Below are 18,283 nucleotides of genomic sequence, written 5' to 3'. Positions count from 1 at the left end.
TAGGAATGCAGGCGTGAGCAGCGAGAACGAACCGGCGGAGGGTGGCGCCCAGGACGCGCCGCCCGAGCAGCTCGCGCTCATCCGGGAGAGCGTGCGCAAGGCCAGGACACCACGGGCCAAGCCGCGGACCTGGCGCGGAGCCGCGCTCGCCAAGGAGTTGCCCGTCGCCCGGGTCCTGGTCGACAAGGGCGTCCTCCACCTCGACCGGTACTTCGACTACGCCGTGCCCGAGGAGCTCGACGCCGACGCCCGGCCCGGTGTGCGGGTGCGGGTGCGGTTCGGGGCCGGGCGGCACCGGGTGCGGGACGGGCGGCGCGAGGGCGGGGGGCTCATCGACGGGTTCCTCGTCGAGCGGCTCGCCGAGTCCGACTACGCGGGTCCGCTGGCCGCACTGGCCCAGGTCGTCTCGCCGGAGCGGGTCCTCGACCCGGAGCTGCTGGGGCTCGTGCGGGCGGTCGCCGACCGGTACGCGGGCAGCCTCGCCGACGTGCTCCAGCTCGCCGTACCGCCGCGCAACGCACGCGCCGAGAAGCGGCCCTCACCGGAGCCGCTGCCGGTGCCTGCGGTGCCCGAGCCGGGGTCCTGGACGCGCTACGAGCAGGGGGCAGCGTTCGTGGCGGCGCTCGCCTCGGGGGGCGCGCCGCGTGCGGTGTGGAACGCGTTGCCCGGACCGGGGTGGAGCGAGGAGCTGGCGCGGGCCGTGGCGGCCACGCTGGCCTCCGGCCGGGGCGCGCTCGTCGTCCTGCCGGACGGGCGGGCCGTCGCCCGCGCCGACGCGGCGCTGACCGCCCTGCTGGGCGCGGGACGGCACGCGGTGCTCACCGCCGACGCCGGGCCCGAGAAGCGGTACGCGCAGTGGCTCGCGGTACGCCGGGGAGCCGTACGGGCCGCCATCGGGACCCGGGCCGCCATGTTCGCGCCGGTGCGGGACCTCGGGCTGGTCGCCCTCTGGGACGACGGTGACGACAGTCACAGTGAGCCGCACGCTCCGCAGCCCCACGCGCGCGACGTCCTGCTGCTGCGGGCCGCCCAGGACCGGTGTGCCTTCCTGCTGGGCGGCTGGAACTGCACCGTGGAGGCCGCCCAGCTCGTGGAGACCGGCTGGGCCCGCCCGCTGGCCGCCGCGCGGGAGCAGGTGCGGGCCGCCGCCCCGCTCGTACGGACCGTGGGGGACCAGGACCTCGCCCGGGACGAGGCCGCCCGGGCCGCGCGGCTGCCGACCCTCGCCTGGCAGGTCGTCCGGGACGGGCTGCGCCGGGGGCCGGTGCTCGTACAGGTGCCCCGGCGGGGCTACGTACCGCGGATGGCGTGCGCCGCGTGCCGGACGCCCGCGCGGTGCCGGCACTGCTCCGGGCCGCTGGAGGGACAGGAGTCGGGGTCCGCGCTGCGGTGCGGATGGTGCGGGCTCCAGGAGGGCGGCTGGCACTGCCCGGAGTGCGGGGCCTTCCGGCTGCGCGCGCAGATCGTGGGAGCGCGGCGCACCGCCGAGGAACTGGGGCGTGCCTTCCCGGCGGTGCCGGTGCGCACCTCCGGGCGCGAGCATGTGCTGGACACCGTGTCCGAGGCCCCCGCGCTGGTCGTGAGCACCCCGGGCGCCGAGCCCGTCGCCGAGGGCGGTTACGCGGCCGCGCTGCTGCTCGACGGCTGGGCGATGCTCGGCCGGCCCGACCTGCGCGCCGGCGAGGACGCGCTGCGGCGCTGGCTGGCCGCCGCCGCCCTGGTGCGCCCGCAGAGCGCGGGGGGAACGGTCGTCGCGGTCGCCGAGCCGACCCTGCGGCCGGTGCAGGCGCTGGTGCGCTGGGACCCCGTCGGCCACGCGGTGCGGGAACTGGCCGAGCGGGCCGAACTGGGCTTCCCGCCGGTGTCGCGGATGGCGGCCGTGGCGGGCCCGGCGGAGGCGGTGACCGGGTTCCTGCGCGCCGTGGAACTGCCGCCCGAGGCCGAGGTGCTCGGCCCGGTGCCGTTGCCGGTCACGCCCGCGGGGCGTCCGCGACGGGTGGGCGCGCCGCCGCCGGGGGAGCACTGGGAGCGGGCGCTGGTCCGGGTGCCGCCCGGGCGCGGGGCGGCGCTGGCCGGTGCGCTGAAGGCCGCTCAGGCGGCGCGGACGGCGCGGGGGAGCGACGGCGCGGTGTGGGTGCGGATCGATCCGCCCGACATCGGGTGAAGATCCGCCCGACAGCGGGCGGAGGGGTGCGCGGAGGTGTACACGCGCAAGCCCGCTGTCGTCCCGCTCGTACCGGGAGGACAGCGGGCTGGGGAGTCCTTGTGGTCGGCCGCCGCGGTCAGCCGTTGCGCGGGCCGGGGAAGGCGGTCGGGCGGACGTCGTCGCGCAGGGCCGGGCTGCCCGCCGTCGGCTGGGTCGGCATGGAACGGGCCGCCGGGACCGTGGGCACGACAGGGAGGCCGGAGCCCACATTGACCGGGTGGGTGTCCGTCGGCTCCGGTGCGTGCTCGGAGGCCTCGACGGCGGCCGCGGCCTGGGCCGCGGCGCGGCGCGAGCCGTAGCGGCGGTGCACCGCCTGCTTGGTGACGCCGAGCGCGGAGCCCACCGCGTCCCACGAGAAGCCGAGCGAACGGTCGAAGTCCACGGCTGCCGTGACCAGGGTCTCGACACTGTCCCGCAGTTCCTGGGCGAGGCGGACCGTCGGGGCGGGAGCACGTCCGTAGACGACGAAGCCCGCGGAGGGGCCGGAGCGGCGCGGGCGGTAGACGTTGCCCAGCTGGGCGGTGAGGGTGCGCAGTGCGTCCACCTGCCGGCGGACCCGCTCGATGTCCCGCACCAGCAAGTGCAGGCTGGCCCGAGCCTGGGCGTCGTGGGTTGCGTGGTCGGCCATGAACAAGCCTCTCGAACCGGCGTTGAAAGGAATCGGGCCGCGCGGGCGGCCCGGTGGTCAACTCTTCCTTGACCAACGCGTGGGCGCTCCGCTGGTCACGGGGTGGGGGCGTGCGGGTGTGCGCGTGCGCCCCTCGACCTGCGCCCCTCGGGGTTTCCCGCCCGCGCACACCACAGGTTCGGAGCCGGCCGAGCAGCTGGGCCCTCCCGGGGTGCCGCGCCGTCGGCGGCTTTCCGCCCGGGGCGGGCTCGTAGACTGGTGCGCTGCCCAGCATCCGCCCCCGCCCGAGAGGCCCGTCCCACCCATGAAGCTCGTCTTCGCCGGTACCCCCGAGGTCGCCGTTCCCGCCCTGGACGCCCTGATCGCCTCCGAGCGCCACGAGGTGGCCGCCGTCGTCACACGGCCCGACGCCCCGGCCGGACGCGGGCGCCGGCTGGTCGCCTCTCCCGTGGCCGAGCGGGCACAGGAGGCCGGGATCGAGGTGCTCAGGCCCGCGAAGCCGCGCGACCCCGAGTTCCTGGAGCGGCTGCGCGAGATCGCGCCCGACTGCTGTCCGGTCGTCGCCTACGGAGCCCTGCTGCCCCGCGTCGCCCTGGACGTCCCCGCCCGAGGCTGGGTCAACCTGCACTTCTCGCTGCTGCCCGCCTGGCGCGGCGCCGCCCCCGTGCAGCACGCGCTCATGGCGGGCGACGAGATCACCGGGGCCTCCACCTTCCTGATCGAGGAGGGCCTCGACTCCGGCCCCGTCTACGGGACGGTCACCGAGACCATCCGCCCCACCGACACCAGCGGTGACCTGCTGACCCGGCTCGCCTTCGCCGGCTCCGGGCTGCTCGCCGCCACCATGGACGGCATCGAGGACGGCAGCCTGAAGGCCGCACCGCAGCCGGCCGAGGGTGTCACCCTCGCCCCGAAGATCACCGTCGAGGACGCCCGGGTCGACTGGGCGGCCCCGGCGCTGCGCGTCGACCGGGTGGTGCGCGGCTGCACCCCGGCCCCCGGGGCCTGGACCACCTTCCGGGGTGAGCGGCTCAAGCTCGTGCAGGCCCACCCCGTCGCCGACCGGACGGATCTCGCCCCCGGGCAGCTCGCCGCCGGCAAGAACAACGTGTACGTCGGCACCGGCTCGTACGCGGTCGAGCTGCTGTGGGTGCAGGCCCAGGGCAAGAAGCCGATGCGGGCCGCGGACTGGGCGCGCGGCGCGCGGATCGCCGAGGGCGAGTCGCTCGGCGGCTGACCTGCGCCTCCGCTTCACCGCTCACCGGCCCGGCGTACGCTGGTGAGCGCACTTCACGCGTGGTGAGCGCACTCACGCGTACTTCACCCCACATCCGGAGCACCTTTTTCGTGAGCGAGCAGCCTCGTCGTCCCCGCAAGCCCGGCAAGCCGTACCGCAGGCCCCAGAAGGACCCCGTCCGCCTCCTCGCCTTCGAGGCGCTCAGGGCCGTCGACGAGCGGGACGCGTACGCCAACCTGGTCCTGCCCCCGTTGCTGCGCAAGGCGCGGGAGAAGGAGGGGCCCGAGAAGTTCGACGCCCGGGACGCGGCCCTCGCGACCGAGCTGGTGTACGGGACGCTGCGCCGGCAGGGGACGTACGACGCGGTCATCGCCGACTGCGTCGACCGGCCGCTGCGGGAGGTCGACCCGCCGGTGCTGGACGTGCTCAGCCTCGGTGTCCACCAGCTGCTCGGGACTCGCATCCCGAGCCACGCCGCGGTGTCCGCCTCCGTGGAACTGGCGCGGGTCGTGCTCGGCGACGGGCGGGCCAAGTTCGTCAACGCCGTGCTGCGCAAGGTCGCGCGGGACGATCTCGACGGGTGGCTGGAGCGGGTCGCCCCGCCCTACGACGAGGACCCCGAGGACCACCTCGCCGTCGTGCACTCGCACCCGCGCTGGGTCGTCTCCGCGCTGTGGGACTCGCTCGGCGGCGGCCGGGCCGGCATCGAGGAACTGCTGGCCGCCGACAACGAGCGGCCCGAGGTCACCCTGGTCGCCCGCCCCGGACGGGCCACGGCCGACGAGCTGCTGGGCGAGGAGGCCGCCGTACCGGGCCGCTGGTCGCCGTACGCCGTGCGACTGAGCGAGGGCGGCGAGCCCGGGGCCGTGGAGGCCGTACGGGAGAACCGGGCCGGTGTGCAGGACGAGGGCAGTCAGCTCGTCGCGCTCGCGCTGGCGAACGCGCCCCTGGACGGGCCGGACCGGCGCTGGCTGGACGGATGTGCCGGGCCGGGCGGAAAGGCCGCGCTCCTCGGCGCGCTGGCCGCCGAGCGGGGTGCCTTCTTGCTCGCCTCCGAGAAGCAGCCGCACCGGGCCGGGCTGGTGGCCAGGGCGCTGGACGGGAATCCGGGGCCGTACCAGGTGATCGCGGCCGACGGGACCCGACCGGCGTGGCGGCCGGGCAGCTTCGACCGCGTCCTGGTCGACGTGCCGTGCACCGGGCTCGGCGCCCTGCGCCGCCGCCCCGAGGCGCGCTGGCGGCGCCGTCCCGAGGACCTGGACGGGTTCGCCCCGCTCCAGCGCGGGCTGCTGCGCGGCGCCCTGGAGTCCGTACGGGTCGGCGGCGTCGTCGGCTACGCGACCTGCTCCCCGCACCTGGCGGAGACCCGGGCCGTCGTCGCCGACGTGCTCAAGCAGTTCCCCGACACCGAGATGCTCGACGCCCGGCCGCTGCTGCCCGGCGTACCGGATCTGGGCGACGGGCCCGACATCCAGCTGTGGCCGCACGTGCACGGAACCGACGCCATGTATCTGGCACTGGTCCGCCGGACCGGGTGACGAACGGCGGGTGGCGGGTTACGGACAACGGGGTCGATCGACGGGTGGCGAACGGCGGGTGACGAACGTTGGGCGGCGAACGGCGGGTGGCAGACGGCGGTTTCGCCGGCCACGGGACGGAGGGTCAGCCCCGGTTCACCTTGACACGCTCCCCGCCCGCCAGCTCCGGCGTCAGGTCCACCTGGACCTGATGAGTCGTCTGGTGATCGACGCTGCCGCCGAGTTCGGCCGTCACCACGCCGATCCGGACGCCGCCGCGGCCACTGCCGGCGCGGTGCACCTGCACGGTGAAGGTCAGACTCACGTTCTCCACGGTGAAGCCGAGGGCCCGGCCCGCCGCCTCGGCGCGGGCCTCCTCCAGCTCGCCCCGGACCTGACGGATCACCTCGGCCAGTCCCACGAACCCCGGTTCGTTCGTCAATTCTCCTCCGTACAAGGCTCGTTCACCTCTTGTCGCACCAGTATGCGGCAGGAGCACACGCCCGTATAGTTTTGTCCATGGCTGCTGGCGGGGGAGTCCAGGCCGCCTCGTTGATGCGCACCCCGAGCTGGGCGGTGCGGATCCGGGGAGCGGACGGCGAGATCGCGGGGGCCGGCATTCTGCTGAGCCCCGACCAGGTGCTCACCTGTGCGCACGTGGTGGACCGCGCGGCGGCCACGATCACCGCGGAGTTCGTCGGCGCGGCCGATCGCCGCGTGCCCGCGATCCCCGCCCGAGTGGACGGCGACGCCTACGTGCCGGAAACGCGGGACGCCGACGGCGACCCCAGCGGGGACGTGGCGCTGCTGCGGCTGGAGCGTCCCCGGCCCGCCGAGGAGGCGGTACGGCTCCGCCGGCTGTCCACGTCCAACCGCGACGTGCGGATGTACGGCTTCCCGTACGACCACAACGGCGGCGTCTGGTTCCGGGCCACCGTCGTCGGTGGCTGTGGACGCGACGGACAGGTGCAGCTCAGCCCGGCCAGCCCCGGTGAGCTGGCGAGCGCCGGCTGCAGTGGCGCGGGCGTCGCCGACAGTGTGACCGGCGAGGTCATCGGCATGGTGCTCAGCGGCCAGCAGGACCAGCACGGCAACCGGTTCTCCTTCATGAGTCCCGCCGAGACCATCGCCGGTCACCTGCGCCAGGTGAAAGCCCGCACCTCGGGGCTCAGCGCCGTAGACCCCGAACTGAGGTCCACCGGCGACGACGCCTCTCAGGGCCTGCTCGACGAGCCGTTCGCCCAGCGCCTCGCGGCCTGGCTGCGCGACGACGGCAGCCAGGTGAAGATCAGCGTCGTCCGGCGCGACGACGCCGTGCGCGACGCCACCCTGCGCCGAGCCATCACCCTCGCCGACCGTGAGTTGCGCACCCCGGTCTCCGTCAGCCGCGCCGCCCAGGACCCGCCCGGCACGGTCCCGTCGGCCGGCGGCCACGACCTCGCCGTGCACGCGGGCGGGCGGACCTCCGCCTGGATCGCCGAGCGGATCGCCTTACGCGTGGGGCTGTGGCAGCATGCGGACGAGTCCCCGATCGACCGCATCCGGGCCGCGAAGGCCACCCTCAACCTGGTCGTCGTCGGCGTCGACGAGGCACTCGACCCGCTCGCCCTGCTGGACCTCCTGGACGCACTGCGCGCCGGCGGGAGCCGCCTGCTGCTGGTCTTCCGGACGGCCGGCGACTGCCACCGCCGCGCCCGCGACCAGTTGCTGACCCGGCCCGCGCAGGAGCGCCGCGCCCGGCTCGTCGAGAGGCTGCGGGAGATCACCGGACCGCTCGCCAACGCCCTGCACGAACGCCGCGCGGCCGTGGTGCCTCGGGGCGTGCGGCCCCTCGACGCGGAACTGGTGGCCGCGCACGCCGCACTCGCCGACCTGCTGCGCGCGCCGGAGCCGGCCCACGGCCACGGCCCTGACCCGGCCCGGTACGAGCGGCTGGCCGACCGGGTCGCCGCCCGGCTGGCGACGAGTGTGGAGCGGCTCGACCGGCTCCGCGACCGGCGCGACGAACTCACCGGCCGCCTGCGCAGCTACCACGTTCTGCACCAGCACGCCACGCGCGGCGCGGAGGACCCGGCGGTGGACGCCCTCTACCTCCGGGCCCACGACCTGCTCCGGGCAAGGCCGTGCGACGTGCACGCGGCGGAAGCGGCGGTGGACGCGTACACCCGCCGCGTCGACGACCACGGCGGAGGGGACACGCGATGACGCCGAGACCCAGGACACCGAGAACACCCAAGACACCGAAGACGCCGAAGACACCGAAGGCGCCGGGGAGACCGAGTCCCCCGAGGACGCCCGGACGGTCCCACGGCCCGACGGGAACTCCCGGCACGAGTGCGGCGGCCTGTGTCAGACCCGGCTGCGACGGCCACATCATGGTCACCGGCTTCTGCGACACCTGTTCCCGCCGCCCCCCCACGCCCGAGCCCTCCCCGGCACGGCCCGCCGCCGAGGGGGCCGCCGAGCCGTCGACCGAGCCGGCCGGCCCCGCCGCACCGGCACCTTCCGCACCGTCCGCGCCCCCCGTCCGGCGTGCCGCCGCCGCGCCCGCCGGTGAGCTGGACCGCGACGGGCTGCTGGTCCTGCCCGACCTTCCCTCGCCCGACCCGTCCGAGACCGCCGACACCACCGCCCGTCCCCCCACCGGTGGCCGGCGCTGCGGTGTCGACAACTGCGCCGGCACCATCGGTGTCTCGTACGACGACGGCCCGCCGCCCGACCACGGGTACTGCCCGGTGTGCGGCGCGGAGTACTCCTTCCGGCCGAGACTGCGTCCCGGTGACCGGGTCGGCGGCCACTACGAGGTGCTCGGCTACCTCGCGGTCGGCGGCCACGGCTGGGTCTACCTGGCCGAGGACGCCCGGGTGCCGGGTCTGCACGTCGTCCTCAAGGGAGTGATCAACTCCGGGGACGCCATGGCCCGGCGGGCCGCGGTCGAGGAGCGCCGCTCGCTCACCACGCTGCACCACCGGGACATCGTCCGCATCGTCACCCACGTCCAGCACCAGGCGCCCGGCGACGCCGAACCGACCGGCTACATCGTGATGGAGTACGTCGGCGGCCGTTCCCTCGCCTGGATACGGTTCGCCTCCGAGGAGGAGCTGGCACGGCTGTTCGGCGCCGGCGGATTCGAGTTCGGGCACGTCATCACGTACGGCTGCAAGATCCTCGGCGCCCTGGAGTACCTGCACGACCAAGGCCTGCTCTACTGCGACATGAAGCCCGAGAACGTCATCCACTACGGCCGTGAGATCAAGGTCATCGACCTGGGGGCCATCCGCCGGATCGACGACCGTTCCTCCGGGCTAGTCCACACCCTCGGCTACTCCCCGCCGAAGAAGGAACGCGACGAACGCGGCTTCCACGTCGACAGCGACCTGTACACCGTGGGCCGGACCCTGAAGGTGCTCGCCGAGCGGGCCTCGCCGCCCGCCGGGCTGGCCGCCCGTTCCTTCGACGCGCTGATCCGCCGTGCCACCCACACGGAGCCCGCCGCCCGGTTCCGCTCCGCGGCGGAGATGTCCCGCCAGCTGTGGGAAGTGCTGCGTGAGCACCAGGCGCTCGGCGGGAACGAGCCGTATCCGGAGCGTTCCACGCGGTTCGAGCCGACCGCGGCGGTCTTCGGCGCCGCACTCGGCACCGTCCCGGGACTGGAGAGGTGGACGCGCGGCTTCGGCACGGGGACGCCGGAGCTGCCGGCCGGCGCCCCGGATCCCCGAGCGGCGGCCCGCGCGCTGCCGGTCCCTCTCCCCGACGCCTCGGATCCGGCGGCCGTACTGCTCGGCGGACTCGCCGCCGACACCCCCGACCGCATCGCCGACCGGGCGGAGGACGACCCGGCGCTGCGCACCGTGGAGACCGCGCTGTGGCTGTGCCGCGCCTACCTGGAGGCCGGGGACACCACCCGGGCCGAGGCATGGGTGGCCCGGGCCAAGGGATGGAGCGGCGACTACGACTGGCGGATCTTCTGGCACCAGGGCCTGGTCCGTCTCGTGCACGGCGCGGTGAAGGAGGCGGAGGACGAGTTCGCCGCCGCCTACGCCGCGCTGCCCGGTGAGGCGGCGCCGAAGCTGGCGCTCGGATACTGCGCCGAGTACCTGGCCGCGCGGCCGCGTGAGCCCGAGGCAGCCGAGCGGCCGCGTGAGCCGGACGTACGGGAGGCCCCCGGACGCGAGTCCGTCATGCGCGAGTCCGCCGCACGGAAGGCGGGCCCGGCGGGCGCCGGGGCGGCGCTGGGCCGGATCGCGAGCGCCGAGCGGCAGCGGGCAGGGCGGGCGCAGGCCCGCGAGCTGCAGGCCGAGGAGTACTACGAGGCGGTCCGGCGGCGCGATCCGACCCAGGGCAGCGCCGCCTTCGGACTGGCCCGCATCAGGCTGCGTCGTGGCGGCCGGAGTCAGGCCGTGGCCGTACTGGACGAGGTGCCGACCACCTCCCGGCACTACGACGCCGCGCGCGTCGCGGCGGTGCGGGTGCTGGCCGGCCGGCTGCCCGGCGGGTCCGGGCCGCGGGCCGCCGAGCTGAGCGAGGCCGCGGAACGGCTGACCGGGCTCCAGCTGGACGGCAGCGGTGCCTGGGACCGGCTGGTGACCGAGCTGCGCGAGCACGCGCTCGCCTGCCGTCCGCCCGACGGCTGGGGGAGCGGCTTCCCCGCCGGGGAGCTGTTCGGCCCGCAGGACACCGAGGAGGCACTGCGCGGGCTGCTGTCCCGGTCGCTGAAGCGGCTCGCCGACCAGGCGGGCAGCGCCGGCGAGCGCGGCGACCTGCTGGACCGGGCGTACGCGGTGCTTCCGGAACCGGCCGGACCCCGGGAGCTGCTGCGGGGGTGGCGGCGTACGGCGTGAGCACGCGGCGACGCGAAAGAGCGACGACCAGGCCGAGGGGGGCACGGACAGCGTGGAGACGGGAACGCCCCGGGCGGGCGAGGAGACCGGGCGGATCACCGCCGGACTGAAGATCGACCAGTTGAAGTACCTGTCCAGCGAGGCGGACGACCCGCGGATGCACGCCATCGTCAGCGTGCGCGTGGACGGCACCGGGGGCGTCGGCCGCCCGGACGGCCCGGTGCTGGCGCAGGTCCTCGCGGTGGACTGCTCCAGCTCGATGACCTGGCCGGTGGAGAAGCTGCACGCCGCCCAGCAGGCGGCGGTCGCGGCGATCCGCAGACTGCCGGACGGCACTCCGTTCGCGGTGGTCCGGGGCAGCGAGCGGGCGGACATGGCGTACCCGGACACCCCGCGCATGGCCCAGGCCTCCGCCCGGACCCGGGCGCGGGCGGAGCGGGCGGTGCACGGGCTGGTCGCGGGCGGCGGCACCTGCATCGGCGCCTGGCTGGACCTGAGCCGCCGGCTGCTGACGGAACAGGACGCGCCCATCGGGCACGTGCTGCTGCTCACCGACGGCAAGAACCAGCACGACGAGGAGATGCCGCTCGCACGGGTGCTGGAGGACTGCGCGGGCCGGTTCGTCTGCGACGCCTGGGGCATCGGCGACGGCTGGGACGGCCAGGAACTGCTGCGCATCACCCGCCGCCTGCACGGCAGTGCCTCCTCGGTGCGCGAGGAGGCGGCCCTGCCGGCCGAGTACGAGCGGGTGATGAGCCGGCTCCTCACCAAGACCGTTCCCGAAGTGGCGATCTCCGTGACGCCCATGCCCGGCGGCGCGGTGCGCTATCTCAAGCAGGTCTTCCCCACCGAGGCGGAGCTGACCGCGCAGGAGGGCACCGGCCGGTTCGTCACCCGGGCCTGGGGCGACGAGACCCGCCGCTACCAGCTGTGCCTGTCCGCCGACCCGGCCGGCCGGCCGCACGGGGAGGACCTCCAGCTCGCCGTGGTCGCCGTCGACGTGCCCGGCGGCGAGGTACGGCTGCCACCGCCGCAGCCCTGCCTGGTGCACTGGACCGACAACCCGGCCCTGTCCCGGCACACCGACGCCCAGGTCGACCACTTCGAGCGGCATCGGCGGCTCGGTGAGGCCATCGCCGCCGCCACCGACGCCCACCGGCGCGGACAGCGCGACCTGGCCGAGCAGCAGCTGGGCCGGGCCGCGCGACTCGCCCACGCCATGGGCGCCGCCGAGCAGCTCGGCCGGCTGTCCCGGCTGGTGCGGATCGACGACGCGGAGGCCGGCCGGGTCGCCCTGCTCCCCGAGGTGGCGGCCATCGACTTCCAGCATCTGATCGCCGCGAGCAGCCGCAGCACCTTCGGCCCCGAGTCCGGCCCCGAGTCCGGCTCCGGCGTCGGCGGCGCGGCGGGTGCCGAGCCGGGCGGCGGGGCCACCGTGTCGTGCCCGGCCTGCTCGGCCAAGGCGCCGGTGGCCGCCCGCTTCTGCCCGGCCTGCCGCCACCCCTTCCAGGAGCGGCGGTGAGCACCACCGGCCGGGACCTGACCCGAAGACTCAGGCTGCTGCTGGTCCTCGGGACCGCCACCACCCTCGTGCTGTTCTTCGCCTACCGGGGCGTACACGACGACACCGTGCCACTGTCGACGGCGAGCACGCCCGGCATCCTCGCCGTCGACACCGCGCAGAACGCGATGCGCGAGGCGCACCAGGTGGTCCGCGAGAGCGGGCCCGAAGGCGACATCAGCGGCGAGTTCCACACCCAGATCTCGGTCGCCCAGCAGAGCCTCGCCCTGGCCGCGTCCGAGAACGTCACCGGCCTGGCGGGGCGGCACGACCTGCAGACCGTCACCGGGCTGATCGCCGTCTACTCGGCCTGGGTGGAGCGCCGGGGCCGCGAGCCGGACGACTCACCGCTGCGCGCCGCCTACCTCCACTACGCCGAGAAGGTCCTCGGCACGAGGGCCGAACCGGGAACCGACGGCGACATAGGGAGCCGGCTCGACGCCCTGCGCGCCGAACAGCTGGCCCAGGCCCGGCGGCAGGCCGCCTTCCCCTGGCAGCTGTGGCTGGGCTGGGGCACGGTCGCGGTGCTGTACGCGGTGCTGTGCGGGGCGCTGCTGGAGACCCAGCGGTTCCTCCGGCGCCGCTTCCGGCGGCCCGTGCAGCTGCGGCTGCTGGCCGCCACCGCGGTGTGCGCGCTCGGGGTGCCGCTACTGGCCTGGTACACGGTCTCGGCGCACCGTGCGATGACCGGCTCCCTCGCCGACGTACGGACGCCGCGCGACGACCCGGACACCATCCCCGACGTGGCCGACGAGGTGCAGGGCGCGCTCGCGGACGCCGGGTACTGGGCCTCGCTGTCCGACTGGGTGCTGCTGGGAGGAGCCGTGGTGGTGGCGTTGACGGTGTGGGGACTGTGGCCCCGTATAGCCGAGTACCGGTTCCGGGGGGCGCGATGAGCCGGCCCGGAGGCCGCACGCTCGGCATCCTCGGGGTCTGTCTGGTCCTGCTCGGCGCCGGTGTGTTCGCCGGGGTGCGCTGGGCGCGCGACTGGCAGGGCTCCGTCACCCTGCTCGCCAACTGGAGCGGCGCGGAGCGCGACCAGTTCGAGGAGCACGTCATCGAGCCGTTCGAGGAGAAGTACCGGATCGACGTCGTCTACCAGGGCAGCTCCGCGCTCAGCCAGGTGCTGGCCGCCGACATAGCGGCCGGCAACCCGCCCGACGTGGCGGTGCTGCCCGGGCCCGGCGAACTGCTCGCCTACGCCGCCGAAGGCCGGCTCCATCCGCTGGACGGCCTGTTCGACGCCGGGCACTACGACCGGTTCTGGGCGCCCGAGGTCACCGTGCCGGGGCAGGACGCCCACACGTACTGGCTGCCCGTGAAGACCGGCCTGAAGAGCATGGTGTGGTACGCCGGACAGCCGCCCACGGCGGCATCGGCGAACCGTCCCGGACGCTGGTGCCTCGGCATGGAGTCCGGTGCCACCTCCGGCTGGCCCGGCACCGACTGGGTGGAGGACATCCTGCTCCAGCAGGCCGGGCCGCGGGTGTACGAGGAGTGGGCCAACGGCCGGCTGCCGTGGACCGACGACGCCGTACGCAGGGCCTGGACGACCTGGGCCGACCTGGTCGGCGCGGGCGCCGGCGCGGATGTCGAGCAGGCGCTGACCACCGGGTTCGGGGCGGACTGCGCGCCGGACCGCCTGGAGCACCAGGGATCCTTCCGCGCCGGGCACTGGCAGCGGGCGGGCGGCGACTACGTCCACTTCTCCGAGGTCGTCCCGGGGCCCGGTCCGGACGCCGGCGCCTGGGAGGTCTCCGGCGACCTCGCGGCCCTGCTGGACCCGACCCCGCAGGCGGAGCAGCTGATCCGTTATCTGGCCGACCCCGGCACCGAGCTGCCGGAGTACACGGCGAACAAGGCGGCGGCGGCGGACGGAGAGCGGAGCGCGACCGAGCGGGGGATCGGGGCCGTCCTGCGCGAGCCCGGCCGGGCCCGCTGCTGGGACGCCTCGGACGCGATGCCCCGGACCACCCGGGACGCCTTCCACCAGGCGGTGCTGCGCCTCTTCGCCGCTCCGGACGGGCTCGACGAACGGCTGGCGGAGCTGGAACGCCTTCGCAAGCCGCAGGATCTGCCGGTGTGCGGTGCGGACTGAACGCGTCCCGAGGGCCGCGGGAGCCGTGCCTCCCGCGGCCCTGCCGCATGGTGCGAGCGCCCCCGTGCCGCCCGCGGCCGACGGACCACCGCGTCCACCCGAGGACCGATGCCCCCCACCCCTCGAGGGCATGGCAGTCTTGGGGCATGGCCGCGCAGATCAACCCCAGCATCCTGTCCGCCGACTTCGCCCGCCTCGCGGACGAGGCCGAGGCGGTCGGGGGAGCCGACTGGCTCCACGTCGACGTCATGGACAACCACTTCGTGCCCAACCTCACGCTCGGCGTGCCGGTCGTGGAGTCCCTGGCCAGGGCGACGGACACCCCGCTGGACTGCCACCTGATGATCGAGGCCCCCGACCGCTGGGCCCCGCAGTACGTGGAGGCGGGCGCCGGTTCCGTCACCTTCCACGTCGAGGCGGCCGCCGCTCCGGTGCGCCTCGCGCGGGAGATCCGGGCCAAGGGCGCCCGCGCGTCCATGGCGCTGCGGCCCGCGACGCCCGTCGAACCGTACGAGGATCTGCTCCCCGAACTCGACATGCTGCTGATCATGACGGTTGAACCGGGCTTCGGTGGGCAGGCGTTCCTCGACATCATGCTCCCGAAGATCAGGCGCACCCGTGAGTTGATCAAGAAGCACGGTCTGGAGCTGTGGCTCCAGGTCGACGGCGGGGTGTCGGCATCGACGATCGAGCAGTGCGCCGACGCCGGCGCGGACGTCTTCGTCGCGGGTTCCGCCGTGTACGGGGCGTCCGACCCGGCCGAAGCGGTACGTGCATTGCGCACGCAGGCCGAGGCGGCGACCGCCAAGGCATCCTGGGCGTGCGACCACTGAGGTACGAGAACGTGAACGGCTCCCATCAGGGCTGATCAAGTGCGCCGAATCTGCGAGGATGAACGGCGAATCCAGAGTGTGAACAGCAGTGAGGAGATCGCCGTGTCGGGTATGTCGGCGGGCCGTTCAGCCATGCGGATGGGACCCGCTGAGCTGGTCCAGGCGGCGGCCATGGCCCGCCGCTTCTACCTCGAGGGCAAGTCCAAGATCCAGATCGCGGAGGAGTTCGGCGTCAGCCGCTTCAAGGTGGCCCGGGTTCTTGAGACCGCCCTCGAGAGGGACCTTGTCCGAATCGAGATCCGGGTGCCGGCCGAGCTGGACGCCGAGCGCTCCGACGCCCTGCGGGCCCGCTACGGGCTCAGGCACGCCGTCGTGGTGGAGTCCCCGGCCGACGCCGAGGAGACACCCGATCCGGAGAACCTGGGAGAGGTGGCAGCCGACCTGCTCGGCGAGCTGGTCAACGAGGGCGACGTGCTGGGGCTGGCCTGGGGCCGGTCCACCATCCACATGGCGGCGGCGCTCGACAAGCTGCCGCCGTGCACGGTGGTGCAGCTGACGGGCGTGTACGACGCCGGGACCGCCGAGCGCGGCTCGGTGGAGGCCGTCCGCCGCGCCGCCCAGGTGTCGGGCGGCGACGCCCACCCCATCTACGCGCCGATGCTGCTGCCGGACGCGGCCACCGCGCAGGCGCTGCGCCACCAGACCGGGATCGCCCGGGCCTTCGAGTACTTCGACAAGGTCACGGTCGCCTGTGTCTCCATCGGCTCCTGGGAGCCGGGCATCTCGACGGTGCACGACATGCTCAGCGACGAGGAGCGGGCGCACTACGCCTCGCTCGGTGTCGCCGCCGAGATGTCCGCGCACCTCTTCGACGCCGAGGGGCGCCGGGTCGGGCGGGACCTGGGGGAGCGCTGCATCACGGTCAAGGCCGACCAGCTCCGCCACATCCCCGAGGTCGTGGCGATCGCGGGAGGGGCGCGCAAGGCGGCGGCCATCGACGCGGTGCTGCGCTCCGGGCTGGTCACCAGCCTGGTCACGGACACGTCGGCCGCGGACTACCTGATGACGGTGGGCTCGGCGCCGAAGTCGACGCTCAACCGGACCGACCCGGACGGCGTCTGACGGCCGGTCGGGAGGGTACCGGGGGGAAAAGGTACGGGCGAGGGAAGAGGTGCGAGATGACCGAGGACCCCGCGGGACGGCTCGTGGTCACGCTGGACCTCGACGGGGTCACGGACAAGGCGGCCCTGATGGACCGCTGCGCCCGTGACCTGGCGCTGCCCGACTGGTTCGGCCGCAACTGGGACGCGCTCGCCGACTCCCTCGCCGACCCCTCCGTCTGGCCCGGGGACGCGGTGGAGCGGGGGCTGGTACTCGTCGTACGGGGCTGGCGGGGGTATGCCGAGACGCGGCCGGACGAGTGGGCCGTCGCCGAGGAGGTCTTCGCCGAGGCGACGGACCGCGGTCCGGGGCTCTTCGTGACCCTGGGTCCTGGAGGATCCTCCAAGGAGGTCGCTGACCAGCCTGGATGATCTGCCCGGGGGCTGTGGGGTGTCCGTCGTGGGAGAATGAAGTACGTGCTCTTTCCCCCTGGCTGACCTGTCCGGGGGCCACCTCTGATCGACTGGGATGTGCAGCACGTGCGTTTCCTGAATGACATCCAGCCCTCGTACGACCTGACGTACGACGACGTGTTCATGGTGCCGAGCCGTTCCGCCGTCGGCTCCCGGCAGGGCGTGGACCTCGGTGCCCCGGACGGCACGGGCACCACCATTCCGCTCGTCGTCGCCAACATGACCGCCATCGCGGGGCGCCGCATGGCCGAGACGGTGGCCCGGCGCGGGGGCCTGGTGGTCATCCCGCAGGACATCCCCATCGAGGTCGTCACCGACGTCGTCTCCTGGGTGAAGAGCCGCCACCACGTCCTGGACACCCCGATCGTGCTGGCCCCGCACCAGACCGTCGCCGACGCGCTGTCCCTGCTCCCCAAGCGCGCGCACAACGCCGGTGTCGTCGTCGACGAGGGCAACAGGCCCGTCGGCGTGGTCACCGACACCGACCTGACCGGCGTGGACCGCTTCACCCAGCTCGAGGAGGTCATGTCCAAGGACCTGATCCTCATCGACGCGGACATGGACCCGCGCGAGGCCTTCAACACCCTCGACGCCGCCAACCGCCGCTACGCGCCCGCCGTCGACAAGGACGGCCGCCTCGCCGGCATCCTCACCCGCAAGGGCGCCCTGCGCGCCACCCTGTACACCCCGGCCACGGACGCGCGGGGCCGGCTCCGCATCGCCGCCGCCGTAGGTATCAACGGCGACGTGGCCGGCAAGGCCAAGCAGCTGCTGGACGCGGGCGTGGACACCCTCGTCATCGACACCGCGCACGGCCACCAGGAGTCGATGATCAGCGCAGTCAAGGTGGTGCGCGACCTCGACCCGCGGGTCCCGATCGTCGCGGGCAACATCGTCTCCGCCGAGGGCGTGCGCGACCTGATCGAGGCGGGCGCCGACATCGTCAAGGTCGGCGTCGGCCCCGGCGCGATGTGCACCACCCGGATGATGACCGGCGTCGGCCGGCCGCAGTTCTCCGCGGTCCTGGAGTGCGCCGCCGAGGCGAAGAAGTACGGCAAGCACGTGTGGGCCGACGGCGGCATCCGGCACCCGCGCGACGTGGCGATGGCCCTCGCGGCCGGCGCGTCCAACGTGATGGTCGGCTCCTGGTTCGCCGGGACCTACGAGTCCCCGGGCGACCTCCAGCACGACGCGAACGGCCGCCCCTACAAGGAGTCGTTCGGCATGGCCTCCGCCCGAGCGGTGCGCAACCGCACCTCCGAGGAGTCGGCCTACGACCGGGCCCGCAAGGGGCTCTTCGAGGAGGGCATCTCGACCTCCCGGATGTTCCTCGACCCGACCCGCCCCGGCGTCGAGGACCTGATCGACTCGATCATCGCCGGCGTCCGCTCCTCCTGCACCTACGCCGGTGCCGCCTCCCTGGAGGAGTTCGCCGAGAAGGCCGTCGTCGGCATCCAGAGCGCCGCCGGCTACGCCGAGGGCAAGCCGCTGCACGCCAGCTGGAGCTGATCGAGCCCGAACCCGTTCCGTCAGGTCCTGCTTGACGCCTGTCTGATGCCGAGCAGGACCTGACGCGACGCCGGCCGCCGGACCGCGGAGCGTGGCCGGGGACGGCGGCGACGCGGAGGACGGCCGCCCGCGAACAGCCCGGAGAGACCGGGCCCGAGGCGGCCGGGGTCCGGGCGGTCGCGGCGAACCGGACGGCCGCTGACCAGGAACGATCCGCCGCCCGCCGACCCCCGTACACAAGGCTCCACAGCCGCCGCGCAACGAAAACGCGCCCCGCGC

General features: G+C 74.7%; 14 protein-coding genes. 12 read left to right on the top strand and 2 right to left on the bottom strand.

Going from position 1 to position 18,283, the window contains the following annotated elements:
* Nucleotides 1-13: 13 nt before the first annotated feature.
* Complete coding sequence (locus ACH4NX_RS31715) at nt 14-2,164, top strand: primosomal protein N' (RefSeq protein WP_398128372.1); 2,151 nt, start codon at nt 14-16, stop codon at nt 2,162-2,164.
* A 118-nt stretch (nt 2,165-2,282) separates the two neighbouring features.
* Here ACH4NX_RS31715 and ACH4NX_RS31710 read toward each other — a convergent pair whose 3' ends face one another.
* Nucleotides 2,283-2,834, bottom strand: coding sequence for a hypothetical protein (locus ACH4NX_RS31710; RefSeq protein ID WP_351394363.1), 552 nt, complete (start codon nt 2,832-2,834; stop codon nt 2,283-2,285).
* A 304-nt stretch (nt 2,835-3,138) separates the two neighbouring features.
* Between ACH4NX_RS31710 and fmt the strand changes: the two genes are divergently transcribed.
* Both fmt and ACH4NX_RS31700 read left to right on the top strand, forming a co-directional pair.
* Nucleotides 3,139-4,071 carry a methionyl-tRNA formyltransferase gene (fmt, locus tag ACH4NX_RS31705; RefSeq protein ID WP_351394365.1) on the top strand — a complete coding sequence of 311 codons (933 nt, stop codon included), beginning with the start codon at nt 3,139-3,141 and terminating at the stop codon, nt 4,069-4,071.
* 110 nt (nt 4,072-4,181) lie between these two features.
* The gene (locus tag ACH4NX_RS31700; RefSeq protein WP_351394368.1) at nt 4,182-5,609 is read left to right on the top strand and encodes a transcription antitermination factor NusB; all 1,428 of its coding nucleotides are present in this window, start codon (nt 4,182-4,184) and stop codon (nt 5,607-5,609) included.
* A 124-nt stretch (nt 5,610-5,733) separates the two neighbouring features.
* Here ACH4NX_RS31700 and ACH4NX_RS31695 read toward each other — a convergent pair whose 3' ends face one another.
* Entirely contained in the window at nt 5,734-6,030 is a 297-nt protein-coding gene (locus ACH4NX_RS31695; protein ID WP_351394371.1) for a trypco2 family protein, read from the bottom strand.
* 77 nt (nt 6,031-6,107) lie between these two features.
* Between ACH4NX_RS31695 and ACH4NX_RS31690 the strand changes: the two genes are divergently transcribed.
* From ACH4NX_RS31690 to ACH4NX_RS31650, 9 genes are all read left to right on the top strand, one after another.
* Nucleotides 6,108-7,793 (top strand): serine protease, encoded by a 1,686-nt coding sequence (locus ACH4NX_RS31690; RefSeq protein WP_398128371.1) that lies wholly within the window; start codon nt 6,108-6,110, stop codon nt 7,791-7,793.
* Nucleotides 7,794-7,963: 170 nt separating this feature from the next.
* On the top strand, nt 7,964-10,429 hold the full coding sequence (locus ACH4NX_RS31685) for a tetratricopeptide repeat protein (RefSeq protein ID WP_398128370.1): 2,466 nt from the start codon (nt 7,964-7,966) through the stop codon (nt 10,427-10,429).
* A gap of 52 nt (nt 10,430-10,481) precedes the next feature.
* A complete protein-coding gene (locus tag ACH4NX_RS31680; protein ID WP_398128369.1) occupies nt 10,482-11,951 on the top strand; it encodes a VWA domain-containing protein in 1,470 nt (489 codons plus the stop codon).
* Nucleotides 11,948-12,886 (top strand): hypothetical protein, encoded by a 939-nt coding sequence (locus ACH4NX_RS31675; RefSeq protein ID WP_351394383.1) that lies wholly within the window; start codon nt 11,948-11,950, stop codon nt 12,884-12,886. Before ACH4NX_RS31680 ends, ACH4NX_RS31675 begins: the two co-directional genes overlap by 4 nt.
* Nucleotides 12,883-14,088 carry an ABC transporter substrate-binding protein gene (locus ACH4NX_RS31670; RefSeq protein WP_398128368.1) on the top strand — a complete coding sequence of 402 codons (1,206 nt, stop codon included), beginning with the start codon at nt 12,883-12,885 and terminating at the stop codon, nt 14,086-14,088. The genes ACH4NX_RS31675 and ACH4NX_RS31670 overlap by 4 nt, the downstream gene beginning before the upstream one ends.
* Nucleotides 14,089-14,234: 146 nt before the next feature.
* Nucleotides 14,235-14,921, top strand: coding sequence for a ribulose-phosphate 3-epimerase (gene rpe, locus ACH4NX_RS31665; protein ID WP_351394389.1), 687 nt, complete (start codon nt 14,235-14,237; stop codon nt 14,919-14,921).
* 78 nt (nt 14,922-14,999) lie between these two features.
* Nucleotides 15,000-16,043 (top strand): sugar-binding domain-containing protein, encoded by a 1,044-nt coding sequence (locus ACH4NX_RS31660; RefSeq protein WP_351394392.1) that lies wholly within the window; start codon nt 15,000-15,002, stop codon nt 16,041-16,043.
* A 56-nt stretch (nt 16,044-16,099) separates the two neighbouring features.
* A complete protein-coding gene (locus ACH4NX_RS31655; RefSeq protein WP_351394395.1) occupies nt 16,100-16,453 on the top strand; it encodes a barstar family protein in 354 nt (117 codons plus the stop codon).
* A 108-nt stretch (nt 16,454-16,561) separates the two neighbouring features.
* Nucleotides 16,562-18,004, top strand: a complete 1,443-nt coding sequence (locus ACH4NX_RS31650) for a GuaB1 family IMP dehydrogenase-related protein (protein WP_351394397.1) — start codon at nt 16,562-16,564, stop codon at nt 18,002-18,004.
* The last annotated feature ends 279 nt before the right edge of the window (nt 18,005-18,283 follow it).

The sequence above is a fragment of the Streptomyces sp. NPDC017225 genome, assembly GCF_044331465.1.
GTDB lineage: Bacteria > Actinomycetota > Actinomycetes > Streptomycetales > Streptomycetaceae > Streptomyces.
The sequence above is the reverse complement of the archived record's forward strand: the minus strand, read 5'-3'. Positions and strand labels throughout refer to the sequence as shown.